Origin of the sequence: Paenibacillus oenotherae (genome assembly GCF_019443105.1) — a bacterium.
In the GTDB taxonomy this organism is placed as follows: Bacteria; Bacillota; Bacilli; order Paenibacillales; family Paenibacillaceae; genus Paenibacillus_Z; species Paenibacillus_Z oenotherae.
In genome coordinates this window covers 149,471-162,490 of the sequence record NZ_JAHZIJ010000003.1, presented here as the reverse complement: position 1 = coordinate 162,490, position 13,020 = coordinate 149,471, and the positions used below count along the sequence as shown (strand labels likewise).

General features: G+C 50.8%; 13 protein-coding genes and 1 pseudogene. 4 read left to right on the top strand and 10 right to left on the bottom strand.

The genetic code is table 11. The annotated features are described in order from the left end of the window. Nucleotides 1-6 precede the first annotated feature (6 nt). Complete coding sequence (locus tag K0T92_RS06980; protein WP_219871720.1) at nucleotides 7-780, bottom strand: SDR family NAD(P)-dependent oxidoreductase; 774 nt, start codon at nucleotides 778-780, stop codon at nucleotides 7-9. Nucleotides 781-892: 112 nt separating this feature from the next. Further along, complete coding sequence (locus K0T92_RS06975) at nucleotides 893-1,354, bottom strand: chemotaxis protein CheX (RefSeq protein WP_219871719.1); 462 nt, start codon at nucleotides 1,352-1,354, stop codon at nucleotides 893-895. Nucleotides 1,355-1,508: 154 nt separating this feature from the next. Here K0T92_RS06975 and K0T92_RS06970 point away from each other — a divergent pair, with 154 nt between their 5' ends. After that, entirely contained in the window at nucleotides 1,509-2,504 is a 996-nt protein-coding gene (locus K0T92_RS06970) for a zinc dependent phospholipase C family protein (protein ID WP_219871718.1), read from the top strand. A 183-nt stretch (nucleotides 2,505-2,687) separates the two neighbouring features. Here K0T92_RS06970 and K0T92_RS06965 read toward each other — a convergent pair whose 3' ends face one another. Continuing rightward, entirely contained in the window at nucleotides 2,688-3,695 is a 1,008-nt protein-coding gene (locus K0T92_RS06965; protein ID WP_219871717.1) for an HRDC domain-containing protein, read from the bottom strand. A gap of 328 nt (nucleotides 3,696-4,023) precedes the next feature. Between K0T92_RS06965 and K0T92_RS06960 the strand changes: the two genes are divergently transcribed. Continuing rightward, complete coding sequence (locus K0T92_RS06960) at nucleotides 4,024-4,320, top strand: DUF3055 domain-containing protein (RefSeq protein ID WP_219871716.1); 297 nt, start codon at nucleotides 4,024-4,026, stop codon at nucleotides 4,318-4,320. Nucleotides 4,321-4,370: 50 nt separating this feature from the next. Next, nucleotides 4,371-4,649, top strand: coding sequence for a hypothetical protein (locus tag K0T92_RS06955; protein ID WP_219871715.1), 279 nt, complete (start codon nucleotides 4,371-4,373; stop codon nucleotides 4,647-4,649). Nucleotides 4,650-5,389: 740 nt separating this feature from the next. On the opposite strand, the gene K0T92_RS06950 is transcribed toward K0T92_RS06955, so the two are convergent. After that, entirely contained in the window at nucleotides 5,390-6,781 is a 1,392-nt protein-coding gene (locus tag K0T92_RS06950) for a phosphodiester glycosidase family protein (RefSeq protein WP_219871714.1), read from the bottom strand. 191 nt (nucleotides 6,782-6,972) lie between these two features. Here K0T92_RS06950 and K0T92_RS06945 point away from each other — a divergent pair. Then, nucleotides 6,973-7,622: pseudogene (locus tag K0T92_RS06945) on the top strand (fumarylacetoacetate hydrolase family protein). Between the two features lie 57 nt (nucleotides 7,623-7,679). On the opposite strand, the gene K0T92_RS06940 reads toward K0T92_RS06945, so the two are convergent. The 6 genes from K0T92_RS06940 to K0T92_RS06915 form a co-directional block, all read right to left on the bottom strand. Further along, a complete protein-coding gene (locus K0T92_RS06940) occupies nucleotides 7,680-8,021 on the bottom strand; it encodes a hypothetical protein (RefSeq protein ID WP_219871713.1) in 342 nt (113 codons plus the stop codon). Between the two features lie 790 nt (nucleotides 8,022-8,811). Beyond that, nucleotides 8,812-9,711 (bottom strand): 5'-3' exonuclease, encoded by a 900-nt coding sequence (locus tag K0T92_RS06935; RefSeq protein ID WP_246627943.1) that lies wholly within the window; start codon nucleotides 9,709-9,711, stop codon nucleotides 8,812-8,814. A 33-nt stretch (nucleotides 9,712-9,744) separates the two neighbouring features. Further along, entirely contained in the window at nucleotides 9,745-10,956 is a 1,212-nt protein-coding gene (locus tag K0T92_RS06930) for an aminotransferase class I/II-fold pyridoxal phosphate-dependent enzyme (protein ID WP_343223652.1), read from the bottom strand. 22 nt (nucleotides 10,957-10,978) lie between these two features. Then, entirely contained in the window at nucleotides 10,979-11,341 is a 363-nt protein-coding gene (locus K0T92_RS06925; RefSeq protein ID WP_219871712.1) for a Spx/MgsR family RNA polymerase-binding regulatory protein, read from the bottom strand. Between the two features lie 2 nt (nucleotides 11,342-11,343). Then, entirely contained in the window at nucleotides 11,344-12,315 is a 972-nt protein-coding gene (locus tag K0T92_RS06920) for an RluA family pseudouridine synthase (RefSeq protein ID WP_219871711.1), read from the bottom strand. Then, complete coding sequence (locus K0T92_RS06915) at nucleotides 12,312-12,887, bottom strand: cob(I)yrinic acid a,c-diamide adenosyltransferase (protein WP_219871710.1); 576 nt, start codon at nucleotides 12,885-12,887, stop codon at nucleotides 12,312-12,314. The genes K0T92_RS06920 and K0T92_RS06915 overlap by 4 nt, the downstream gene beginning before the upstream one ends. Between the last annotated feature and the right edge of the window lie 133 nt (nucleotides 12,888-13,020).

Sequence of the window (13,020 nt, the reverse complement as noted above, 5' to 3'; positions counted from 1 at the left end):
ATAAGCTTACTTGCGATGCAGCCATCTGCTTGCGACACGATCCGCCAATCGTGGAAACAGGCCATATATTCGAATCCCAATTGATGCCGACAGCGGCAAATCTACCTCAGCTGTTCTCCGCTGGATCACTTTAATGATCGCTTCCGCTACTTGCTTCGGCTGGAGCATATAGCCGCGAACCTTATTCGCATACGATCCCTCAGGATCGGCAGTATGCAGGAAAGGGGTGTCAATCGGCCCGGGATTCACTGCCGAGACCGTAATTCCAAGCGGCGCCAATTCCGGCCGCAGCGCATTCGTCAGCCCCAGCACCGCATGCTTCGTAGCCGCATACCCCGATGATTTAGGCGTACTGAGCTTGCCAGCCATAGAGGCAACATTAATGATGTGGCCTCCGCCCTGCCGCTTCATAATAGGCAGAACCGCCTTGGTACACCGCACAATTCCCATATAATTCGTATCCATCATTTGCTCGAATTGTTCGATTGACGACTCGGCAAAGGGTTCAAATAATCCGTAGCCCGCATTATTAAGCAGAACGTCAATCCGTCCGAACCGCTCCACAACCTGGGCCATGACGGCTGCTGCTTCAGCACTGTCGGTTACATCCAGCTTGTAGCAGCCATGAGCTGTCTTTATTGAAGCGGCTGACTCCTGCAGCTTGCGCTCATTGCGCCCCGTCAGCACGGGAATTGCTCCACGGGCTGCCAGCAGCTTGGCTGTTTCTGCCCCGATGCCGCTGGCCGCGCCTGTAATCAGTACAATTTTTCCATTTATCACCGCATATCACCTGCATTCAAGTTTACTTCAACCGGAACAATTAGGCAAAGCAATGGTGTATATATTATAGGCGGAAACAAAGAAAAAAGCTCCCGCAGGAGCTTAAAACATGTTACGATGCAACTAGCACTTGAATATCCAGTTCACCAATACCATCCATGATTAACGGGATTGTGAGTGCCTTCTGCGCGGAGAAGCCGGCAGACATGGCGGAGTGCAAAACTTTAGGCGGAGTGATATCCACCCTTACTCCCTGATTAAACAGCATCGTGCTCGCGTTGCCGCTAATCATATTGCCGAGCTCCGAAATCGCGCTCCTGCCGATATCGTCAATTTCAGAAATAACATAGCCGCCCATCATGGCAGAAATCATCTTAAGAGCTACTTCTTCACTCAGTCCGAACACAATATCACCATTCATCTGACCATTGAGTCCGATTTGAATCCAAATATAGTTTTCAACGAACTTAACATCTTTAATGCCCAGTCGTCCGGTCTCCGGCCGAACTTGAATCACCTGTTCGATGACAACTCTTGCGGACTCTAAGAAGGGATTAATATATTCGGCATTCATCGTGAAGACGCACCTCGTTTCGACTAAATTCGCGTATCTCCGTGTTTGTTTTTATTATACTAGAATAGTTAGGACAAGTATACTACTCCTTTTGTGCATTTTATCTATTTTAATTATATATTGTAGAACCTAAGACCCAGTTGGAGGTAGAAGCATGCCGAATATATGGACACATCTCATATTTGGACAAAAAGTAATGGAGCTTATCGGGGAGAAGCAATTGATCTCTGCCCCCGAACATCTTCGAATGTTTAACATGGGGTGTCAGGGTCCTGACTTTCTGTTCTATCATCATTTTCTCCCTTGGCAGAAGGATAAAACAATGAATAAGCTTGGCAGCGAAATGCATAACCGGCAATGCGGCCCTGTCATGATGCATCTGCTGGACTCCGTTAGCAGCCGCAGTCTGCCGCCTGCCACTGCTGACCCGGCACTTGTCTACGCGTTGGGCTTTGTACTGCATCATATTCTGGATCGCAATATGCACCCCTATGTCTTCAGCCGATCAGGCTTCCGCAAGTGGGATCATCAACGCTTCGAAGTCATGATGGATACTCTCATTGTACGCAAGCTCCTCGGACTTGAGACTTGGAAGACACAGGTATGGCGCGAGATTAATAATAATGGTATCCTGCCGGAGACGATTATTGATGCCTTCGAGCAAGCAACCGCAATCTATTATCCGGAGCTCGCTCCCCGCGTTAGAAGAGACTACTGGCAGGGAGCTATCCGCGACATGATCCGGGCACAGCGCTTATTCTACGATCCGCGCGGTATCCGCAGAGTTCTGACCTTCGGCCAAATAGAGCCTCTTGTCTATAAACGGAACATGCCTGCCCTGGATATCCTCAATGAATCCCGCTCTCCTTGGCTCGATCCCGTGGAAGGCAAGAAGAAGAATAACGAAAGCGTGTGGGACCTGTGGGATGAAGCGATAGAGGACGGCATCTCAGTTATTGCCGCCATTCTTGAATGGTTCCGGGAACAGCACCGTCAGGGCGGCAAGCCATTGCCCTCTGACGATGCGGCAACTCGTGTGCATGTGCTGCGCGAAGCGGCTGCAGGCCTTATCGGCAGCCGTTCCTATGAGACCGGCCTTTCCTGCGAGAGCGGTGCTGAGATACGGCATGCCGATCCTATTTGGACCTAGGTCCATTCATATCTGCCCCATATCATAATCATGATCAAGCTAATGAAGCTTCCCTTCAGCGACAGTCGTTAAGGGGACTTCATTGCTTGAGCTCCCAATGCGCATATCACACTTATCTCCATTGCTTGAGCTCCTAACGCGCATATCGCGGCTCATTTCCATTCCTGCCTCTGAATGACATGACTATACCGCCTCCCCTTTCGTCCGGCGATAGCGCAGACGGATCAGTCTCAGACGGTCATACAGCGAGTCAACAGGCTTGCCCTGTACGTCGGATTCGTCACCGTATACCTTATGAAGCAATGGCTTCAGATACCGATCTCCTACATGTATAAGCGCATCCCACACAAGCTGCTGCTCAGACTCAGGAACGTGCTCAAGCTCGCGTTCGATCAGCGGCTCCAGATCATAGCCCTCACTATCCAGCCTCTCAATCCTCTCCAACAGCTCACGGCGCGGCAGTTCCAGTTCCGCCTGCAGCTCATCTAAAGTTCTTCCTGCCGCTATCGCGCCAAGCAGTGCTCTCTTCTCCTGCTGCTTCTCCATCTGCTGCTTGTATCGATTCTCCTTCTGCTTGAGCAGCCATTCCCTGAATATATGCTCATCCAATGCCTCCACGACCCAATCCAGTGGAAAAGAAGTCGTCTGCTGAAAGGTGCGCGTAAGCGCAATGATATCTTCCCCATAAGCCGCTTGCTTCGTTTCTCCCCAGCCGGGAATTTGCTTCAGTTCATCAAGCTGCTGCGGCACATAAGCACTGATCATCCAAAGTACCCGGTTCGTCGCGATGAGATAGGCCGACTTCTTATCTGCGGCAGCTCTAGTCCTCCGCCATTCCCGAAGCGAATCGAACAGAATGGGATTAGCATTCTTCTCACCATAGCATTGAAGCATAGCAAATATATTGCCCTTGCCATTGTCAATGCGCCGATCATCCAGCATTCCGTCCAGCAGCGGCACATATCCCTGGCCCATCTGAACAGCAATTCCGTGCCGGAATGCTGTGATCATTTCTTCCCAGGAGCCGCCCTCGAACCATATCGACTGCTCCCCGCTGGCGCCATGCTCTCCCTGTCCTTCCGTCCAAATAACAGACCAAACTCCTTCCTCTTCACAAATGGACAGCTGCGCCTGAGCGCCGCTCTCCCCCGCCCAAACCTTCTCGAAAGTGTTCAAAAATACGATATTCATACCCATACCTCCATCATGATTGAATATTAATCTTATTAGCTGAACGAAGAGAGAAGGAAAGCAGCACATGCAAAAAAGCACCTCCCCAGCCTTAAATAGGCCAGAGAGGTGCTTCCTCCCGTTCAAGCGATTCGATTGCTGTAATCTTAGCATAACCCTGTACAACTTGGCAATAGGAGGAATTCATCGTCCCTTGGAGCAGAGAGAATCAGCAGCAGAAATACCGCTGCCGGTTGCTCCTTATCGCGGCGGAATGCTATGATAGTACGAACATGCGAAGCGCGTGAATATGCTATCTGGTTCAGGAAATGAAGGAGGAAACCGCACAATGCTGCTGCCCGATTATGATTTTATGTCCGATTCAACCGAGAATACTTCTACACGTTTTGTCACCTTTATTACTCCAAGCTACAAGAGATTTGATTTGGCGATCACTTCCACAAGCCGCTTCTATGGCAAGGTGCTTGTAGCCGACCTTCAGAATGGCCGCACCGCGATCATCGGCCCTGATGATCTGGAAGAAGAGGGGTATATCGAATATACTTTCAAACTTACGGAGGAAGAAGCTGCTGAATTAAGCGAGTTTTTGAGTCTCGTGGTTGGAACGGTGAATTTTACCGATTAATCGGGGCAAACTGTAACAGTAATTGAATGCTGCTACAGGAGGAATTCACCATGAGCCGTTTCATTGACGAGAACCGCCAGCCTTACACCGATCTGTCGACGGTTGAATCCCAGCGCAACGACCTCACAGCCGAGGAATTCCCTGAAGGCCCCTATGGGTCGGACATCCCGGCTCTGTCTCTGGGCAAAAGCAAACCGTGGAGAATTGATCAGCGGCCGCCGAACCGATTCGATTACGAGAACCGGGAGCTGCATGCCGGCATGGAACGCCAATATCCCGGCGATAGCGGATATGGCAATGCCATTCCGGAAGTGATGGATGAACCATAAGCGATTAGCACATACTGGAGGGCTGCCCGAAAGGATTCGCCCCGAATCAAGCAGCCCAAAAACTAATGAAGAAGCCCCACACTGGTCAAATCAGAGTGGAGGCTTCACTTTTTTGGGGCGCTTGTGTGAATGACGAATATGCCTGCGCAAAAGCAGTTTTTCCCCTCGTTTCGACCTGCTTAGAGCGAAATGCCTGCCACAGAGCAGGCATTTCGCCATAATCGCGTCAAGTCGGCCCATTCTGCCTACTATTTCTGCGCTAACGCAGGCATTTCACCCCATACTGGTGCTTTTAACCAGCATTCATGCACTTTCGCAGGATTCATACTTTACTCTAATTTACACTGCACTTCGCTGCACTGCACTGCACAGTTCAGCACTACACTAATCTGCACTTACTACACTCTACCCTTACTACACTCCACACTTGCTACACTCTCTACACTTACTACACTCTACCCTTACTACACTCCACACGTACTACACTCTCTACACTTACTACACTCTACTCTTACTACACTCCACACTTACTACGATCTACTTTTACTACACTCTACTCCGCGCTGCTCAACAGCGGTCGACCGCCGTCAATGCTCTGCTATAGCGGACTACCATCAATGCGCTACGCCGGGCTGGGAGATGCAGGCAGGGGCTATCGACCTATGAAGTCAGGCCAGTCCCCTCCTTCAACACGGGTCATCTTCCGAAGCTTCCAATTCCGCAACATCAGCGCGTTGTCCCTACCATTTCAATCGTTCGCCAAACAATAAAGCATTGCTAAGCTCGCGCCCTGGCGAGGTGATCGTTTTCCCCTTATACCACAGACCCGATGATGCCCCTCCATCCAGGTTCATGGCATGCTGCGCACCCAGTGAAGCCATTACCTGCGCCCATTGCTGCATTGTTGCCCCGGATACCGTTGCAATCATCACAGATCCATCCTTGAGAATAGCAATGCCGCTCCGAGCTCCGCCTCCGGTCAATATTTTCGGATCACGAAATCCCTCTACAGCCGCGTTCACCGCAGCTTTGCCATCCTTTACAAGTCTTGGCCCAGCTCCGATAGCCGTATGGACCCCGCTCCAATCCAGCTTATTGCCGTCAATGTCTGTATACTCGACCTCATAAGATACTTTATCGCCAACCTCAAAGCGGCTCGCCTGGCCGTTCTCAGCTCCCATATAGACAAGTACATACCCATCCTTGGGAATCGCGGCATTCTCATTGCTGGCGATGCGTTTGACGATTCCGTTCTGCACAATGATTGCTTTTTCAGCTGCAAAGCCCAGCTTTGCTCCCCGTTTGGGTGTGAATAAAGTTGCTGCCGTGCCTGAGGTTGGTTTACGATTAATAAAATAAGCATACCAGCTGCGCGTGCCCCGGCTTCCCTCCACCTCTCCATAAACCTTGAGCCGCAAGGAATCCATGACAGCACTTCCATCCCATTTGAATCCAATGGTCGTACCCAGATTTCCCATGTGCTCAGCGGCCCCGTCGATAATCAAGTTGCCGTAAGGATCAGGCGCTCCGCCATAAGCCTCGAAGAAGGTGCCGTTAATCGCAACATCGGCATTATATGCTTTGGCAATTCCGGCAAGCGTCTGCGTCGCGCCTACTGTTCGATCACCGACTCCGATTGTGACCGGCGTTCCTTTTGGAATCGTCACTGTATTGACAGCGAATGTTCTGCCTCCTGCTTTCACTTTGCGAACCTCGTAGGCTGGCTTCGCTTGGCCTGTGGCAGGCTTGGCCGCTGATATCGTAACAGGCAGCTTGAGCTGACCGGTATAGTTCGTTGAAGAGACGGTAATCGTCACCGTCGTTGTGCCGGCAGCAACAGGCAGCAGCACGCCTTGGCGGTTCACCTTCACAATGCCCGGATTGCCCACCGCGTATTGTACGTCCACCGGCGCAGATTTCACCAGCTTATGATCAATGGAAAGCCGCGATCCCAGCGTCAGCTCTATACTCGATTTAGGATAGGTCAGCGTCACCTTCTCCTTCTGCGCCGCTGATTCGGCATAGCCGGTCGCTCCTCTTGGGGAAAGAGCTTCTGCCCCCACCGTTGTTCCTGCTACTGCAGCAATCAATACTGCGCTTAAAGCCATCATTTTCAGGTTCATTGTACCCATTCCCCTTCTCCTTATCCCAGCTGTTGGACCTATATTGTTATGTTTTCGGACAATGAGCCTGAAATTTTAATACTTTCATCATATCTTCACAACTGTAATGGAGAAGCTGATAGCACCTAAGTGGAAAATGATTGCGTAATCCGATACTCTTAATGGAGGTGATCATACTTAAAATAACGGAGGGCTGACCCATGCCGCAATCGTTTGAAGCTATTCGCAATATTTATTGTGTCGGACGCAACTATGCCTTGCATGCGAAGGAGTTAGGCAATGAAGCGCCCAAGGAGCCTATCCTATTCGGCAAACCAACCCATGCACTGCATCCGGCAGCAGGCAAGCTGCACTTGCCCGGCAGCATTGGTGAAATCCATTACGAGATTGAGGTCGTTGTCCGAATTGCCAAATCCTATCAACCGGGTATGCCGCTTGATGAATTAATCGACGGCATCGCGCTAGGCATTGACTGGACCGCAAGAGATGTGCAAACCAAGCTCAAGGACAAGGCGCAGCCTTGGCTGCTCGCCAAAGGCTTCATCGGATCCGCTGTGCTGACCGAGTTTCGTCCTTTTGCCGGAAGTGCAAGCTTTCAGCAGCTTCAATTCGCTCTGATCAAGAATGGCGATATTGTACAAAAAGGATCTCCGAAAGATATGCTGTTTGCACTCCAGCAGTTGGTAGATTATATATTGGCTCGCGACTGGGGCTCGGTGCGGGTGATGTGATCTATACAGGCACACCAGCAGGTGTTGGCCCTGTCGCAACCGGTGACTGCTTCGAGCTGCTGCTTGAGCACCAAGGCCGCGAAGAGACCTTCGGGCCACTGCTGGTAGAGCTGACATAAACGTTCGGTCAATGATCCGCATATCGGGGTTGTCAATGTATGTGAGAGCAACTCTGGCTAGAAAATATTGCCTTTATGATCGGAAATTTTTATACCGACAATTTGATCAGTGAATAACACCATTTCCTCGTGTATAGAGTAAAACGCTCCATTGGCGAAAGCTCTTATTTCTACATCTTTTAGAAGGATCGCTGGCGGATTGTCAATTTCAGTAAGCTTAACTGATTTAGCAAGTTCTGATGCCTTTGTATTCATTATGTCGTGATATCTACCTCGGACATACCCGAAATTTGTGAGTACAACAACCGTATAACGTTCGTCGTATACTGCATTTAATTCCGTAAGTAAATGATCAAGTTTGTGGATAGTTAGTCTCTTAAAATCATTAATTTCCGACATTTCATCGCTCCTCCTATTAAAAACAGGTCTATCAATCCCCATTTCGACAATATGGGAGGTTTTTCCTCGCAAACAGATGTTCTAATCGGACCATTCAATGAGTTGATTTCATTCTATGCGTTCATTGTCTATTTGATAGATTCCGCCACCCGTATAATAAAAAAGGTGCTGTTCCGAAAGTCCTTTTTGGAAATCTCAGCCCCGCTTTAAGAAGCTGTACGATGTAGAATGTCTGCAATCATGGGATTGTTGACGTACTCCTCGCCAGAGGATGATCCGTCATTCAAACGCCGAGACAAGCGAGATACGAGATACGAGCTAAGCTTGGCAAAACATGCGAAACGGCAGGTTTTTTCACATTTATGCCCCCATGAAGGTAAAATGCCTGCCAGAGTGCAGGTATTTTACCTTAGATTCCCCTTATCGGCGGATTTTGTCTCAAATTCATGCCTGATCGCAGGCATTCTACCATTATGGCATCTTGTAACCGAAATTCATGCACATTCGCAGGCTTCTTACTCCGTCACTCTACCGTCAAACCACACATGGAGAAGGGGAAAGGCAAGCGCTAGAGAACCTCCCAGCCGATGCAGGTTATCGTGGGGAAGAGAACTACTAGAGCTGTCCAGAAAGTGATGATTGCAGAGTCCCGCTAATCCCCCCCATATACAAAAAAAGATGCTTCCAGTCCCATTTTTTAATGGTTAGGAGGCATCTTTTTACATCATTTGGGACTGACACATTCGTTATTGGACTTTCGGACAGCCCCTTCTTTGCAGCAATATAACAATTAACTAATAAGTGCCATCAAGCTGCGGAATTCCAGCTCTTCGAACTTGCTGACGACTTGCGCCCGATTGACCGACCAGTTGCTTGTGCTGAACTCCAGCTCAACGGGAACTTCGCAGTGGATGCAGGCCAGCTCGCGTGACAGATGAAGCATATCGAGATCTGCTTCAATCTTCGCCCGTATCGTCTTCGATACACGGTCCAGATTCGATAATATCCCATCTACCGATCCAAATTCCTGTACAAGCTTGTGCGCAGTCTTCTCGCCAATCCCGCGAACACCAGGGTAATTATCGCTCGTATCCCCCATTAAACCTTTCACACAGATGATTTGCGCTGGTGTTAATTGCCGCTCTTCGAGCAAATACTGGGGCGTATAGATGGCATAGTTGCCCTGCCCCTTCTTCATAATGACAACTGTAATCCGATCGTCCACCAGCTGCAGCAGATCATGATCCCCTGACAGCACGAACACCTGCGCATCCGTGCGATGACGCTTGGCAAGCGTGCCGATACAATCATCCGCCTCATACCCGACAATGCCGACATTGGGAACTCCGAAGCTCTCCACGACCTCCTTCACAAGATCGAACTGCGGGATAAGATCCTCAGGAGCCGAAGGGCGATTCGCTTTATAACCCTCGAATTGTGTCGTCCGGAACGTCTGGCTTCCCATATCCCAACAGCAGACGACATGAGTAGGCTGGAATCGTTGCACCGCATCCATAAAATATTTCACAAACCCATACACCGCATTTACAGGCACACCGGTACTGGTACGCCGAACGCTTCCGCCATAAGAATTCGCGAAGAATGCCCGGAACAACAGCGCCATACCATCGACAAGCAGCAGTCTGTTCCCTTGCTCCTTCTCCATCTCCAGTTCCATTTGAAGCTCCATTCGCTCGTTCCCCTTTACTATTTGTTCATATGCTTACACGAGATGCTCTCCGCGCATAAATCGACCAATCCGCCGTGCCGCCTCAAGCAATCTCTGCTCATCCTCAACCAGCGCAATCCGCACATATCCTTCTCCCTCTGCACCGAAAGCATCGCCAGGCACAACTGCTACACCCGCAATATTCAACATTTCCCGGGCAATACGACGCGAGTTCCATGGTTCCGACAATTCCCAGTTCATCGGCGGCAGCGGCGCCCAAATAAACATCGTGGCTTTGGGCTTCGCCACTCCCCATCCTTCTTCCCGCAGCGCATCCAGCAGCACATCCCTGCGTCGCTCGTATAACGCCCCCACAGATTGCCGACCGACTTTCATATCCTCTTGCAGGGCCACAATACCCGCTTGCTGCACAGGCAGAAACACGCCATAGTCGATGTTCGCCTTCAGCTCACGCAGCGCACTGACAGCATCCTTATTGCCCGCCAGGAAACCAATTCGGCAGCCAGCCATATTAAAGCTTTTGGACAGAGAATGAAATTCAACAGCCGTATCAATTGCTCCCTCCAATTGAAAAATGCTGAGTGGACGGTAGCCATCAAACGCCATCTCGGAGTAAGCCAAATCATGTACAATTAGAACATTATACCTCTTCGCGAAGGCAATTGCCTTGGTATAAAATGCCTCATCTGCGACCGCAGACACCGGATTGCTAGGATAGTTTAAAAGCATAAATTTGGCCTTCTGCCAAATATCAACCGGAATAGCCTCGAAATCCGGCAAAAAGCTATTCTCCGCCCTAAGCGGCATATAATAGGGCTCGATACCGGCAAGCGCAAGTCCTGCTGAATAGACCGGATACCCGGGATCGGGCACAAGCGCGATATCGCCAGGATTGCACAAGGCAAGCGCCAGATGGCCCAGCCCATCCTGAGAGCCCATCAATGATACCATTTCATCGCAAGGATCAATGGTTATGCCGAAACGATGATGCAGCCAATCTGCCGCTTGCTTCAAGAATGCCGGAGTTCCCTTGGAGCCGGGATAGCCATACGCATCCTCACGAAGCACAGCTTCACTTAGCGCTCTTCTGATCGGCTCTGATGGCGGAAGATCCGGGCTGCCGATACTGAGATCGATCACATCCTGCCCGTTCGCGCGGGCCGCTTCCATCCACTCCGCTACATCAGCAAAAATCGAGGAGCCCAGCCTGTCCAGCCGCTCCGCACGCCATGACCGCGTTGTCACCGTCAAACCACCTTCCATAGAATTAATCGCCCCATACCTGGACATAATCGTCCTCTTTATAGCCTACTGTTACGGTCTTCCCGTCTGTAACTACAGGGCGCCTAATCAGTCTACCGTTGGATGCCAACAGTGCAATCTTCTCCGTATCCGACAGGTCTGCAAGCTTGTCCTTCAGATTCATTTCCTTATACACCTCGCCGGAGGTGTTAAAAAACTTCTTAATATCCAGTCCGCTCAGATCGATGATCCTCGCAAGCGTATCGGCCGATGGCGCTGTCTCGAACACATTATGCGATTCCAGCTCATAGCCCTTGCTCTTAAGCGATTTGGCGGCGCTGCGGCATGTGCCGCACTTGGGATATTCGTATATCGTTAGCTTTTTCATCGTTATCCTCCTTGTTGCTGCAGACAGCTCTCCAGCCGCTGCAGGTCTTCTGGAAGCGAAGCTTCAAAGATCATCGTCTCTCGTGTGATGGGATGTGTAAGTCCCAGTACAGCCGCATGAAGCGCTTGGCGGTTAACCGCTGACTCCATAAGCGGCGATCCGCCCTCGGCGGCTTCGCCGTTCTGCAACGCATAGCCGTAGAGCTTGTCGCCAATAAGCGGACAGCCGATATGCTTCATATGAACTCTGATCTGATGCGTTCGCCCCGTCTCCAGCTTGAGCTTCACCTTCGCTGCGATGCCTCCGCCGTACACCGCTTCTGTCTCATAATGAGTAACAGAATGATATCCGCCAGGTGTTACGATTCGCACATGCGGTTCCTCCGGATCACGGTCTATAGGCGCGACAACCGATCCAGCCTGCGCTTCAGGAGCACCATACACATAGGCAAAATACCGCTTGTCTATCTCTCCTCTTTGAAGCTGCTCCGACAGCTGCTGATGGACATAGGGATTCTTCGCGATTGCTACGAGCCCGGATGTATCCTCATCCAGACGATGGACGGGCCGGAACCGCACCTTTTCCCCTTTTGCCTTCCAATGGTAGATAACCCCGTTAGCGAGCGTTCCCGTGTAATGTCCATGCGTGGGATGCACAACAATGCCTGGCGGCTTATTGACGATAAGCAGGTCGCGATCTTCAAACACGATATCAAGCGGCATCTGCTCGGCCAATATATCGTCAGATTCCTCCTGCTCCATCCTGACCGTCACTACATCGCCTTGACGGACGCGCTCAGATGTATAGACACGTCGTTCGTTGACTGTAATTCCTTGCTCGGTAAGCTTCAATCGCGAGAGCAGCTTGCGCGACACGCCAAGACGCCGCTCCAGCACCCTGCGCACAGTCATGCCGTCCTCCTCGGGCGACACCAGTACGGATAGCGGTTCGTAATAGATCTCAGCGGCGCTCATTTATCCCGTTTGCGGAACACTTCCGCGCTCCGTACATATTCCGTATCCTGCTGTCCCAGCTTCGCATTAGCTGATCTGGCGGCAGCAAAAAAGTAGTCAGAGAGGCGATTGATATATTTCTGCACCTCTTTATTAACGGCCACCTCTGCCGCTAATGTAACGATTCGGCGTTCCCCGCGCCGGCAAACCGTGCGGCATACATGCAGCAGCGCAGATACTTCACTGCCTCCGGGCAGAATAAAACGGGTGATCGCAGGAGCCGCTTCCGTATGCGCGTCTATCCAGTGCTCAAGGCGAGTGGACGGCTCATCGGTCATCTTGAATTCCCGGCCTTCCGGATCGGCAAATGCCAAATCCGAGCCGCAGTCGAACAATTCCTGCTGGATCTCTACTAATTCCTGCACCAGCTCATCCATTTGACCTGTGGCAGCCGCTGCCGCAGCTGCCTGGCCGACATATGCGTTCAGCTCATCTATCGTTCCATAGGCTTCAACGCGGATATCATCCTTGCTGACCCGTCCGCCTTTGACCGATGTTAGCCCGCTATCTCCAGTACGTGTATATAATTTCATTCATCCAGCTCCTTTAACATCCCCGCCGGAATATTCCGTGGCGGGTGGTGGACAGTGGCTGCAGCACACAACAATGATTCGACAGCATCCGCATGACCATCTCAAATATAGCATAAAAGGACACCCCAAAGAA

Excerpts from the sequence above, each read along its gene's own strand:
- K0T92_RS06965 (WP_219871717.1), bottom strand. The coding sequence starts at position 3,695 with ATGAATATCGTATTTTTGAACACTTTCGAGAAGGTTTGGGCGGGGGAG.
- K0T92_RS06960 (WP_219871716.1), top strand. The coding sequence starts at position 4,024 with ATGCTGCTGCCCGATTATGATTTTATGTCCGATTCAACCGAGAATACT.
- K0T92_RS06955 (WP_219871715.1), top strand. The coding sequence starts at position 4,371 with ATGAGCCGTTTCATTGACGAGAACCGCCAGCCTTACACCGATCTGTCG.
- K0T92_RS06940 (WP_219871713.1), bottom strand. The coding sequence starts at position 8,021 with ATGTCGGAAATTAATGATTTTAAGAGACTAACTATCCACAAACTTGAT.
- K0T92_RS06935 (WP_246627943.1), bottom strand. The coding sequence starts at position 9,711 with ATGGAGCTTCAAATGGAACTGGAGATGGAGAAGGAGCAAGGGAACAGA.
- K0T92_RS06925 (WP_219871712.1), bottom strand. The coding sequence starts at position 11,341 with ATGAAAAAGCTAACGATATACGAATATCCCAAGTGCGGCACATGCCGC.
- K0T92_RS06915 (WP_219871710.1), bottom strand. The coding sequence starts at position 12,887 with ATGAAATTATATACACGTACTGGAGATAGCGGGCTAACATCGGTCAAA.
- K0T92_RS06975 (WP_219871719.1), bottom strand. The coding sequence starts at position 1,354 with ATGAATGCCGAATATATTAATCCCTTCTTAGAGTCCGCAAGAGTTGTC.
- K0T92_RS06920 (WP_219871711.1), bottom strand. The coding sequence starts at position 12,315 with ATGAGCGCCGCTGAGATCTATTACGAACCGCTATCCGTACTGGTGTCG.
- K0T92_RS06950 (WP_219871714.1), bottom strand. The coding sequence starts at position 6,781 with ATGGGTACAATGAACCTGAAAATGATGGCTTTAAGCGCAGTATTGATT.
- K0T92_RS06970 (WP_219871718.1), top strand. The coding sequence starts at position 1,509 with ATGCCGAATATATGGACACATCTCATATTTGGACAAAAAGTAATGGAG.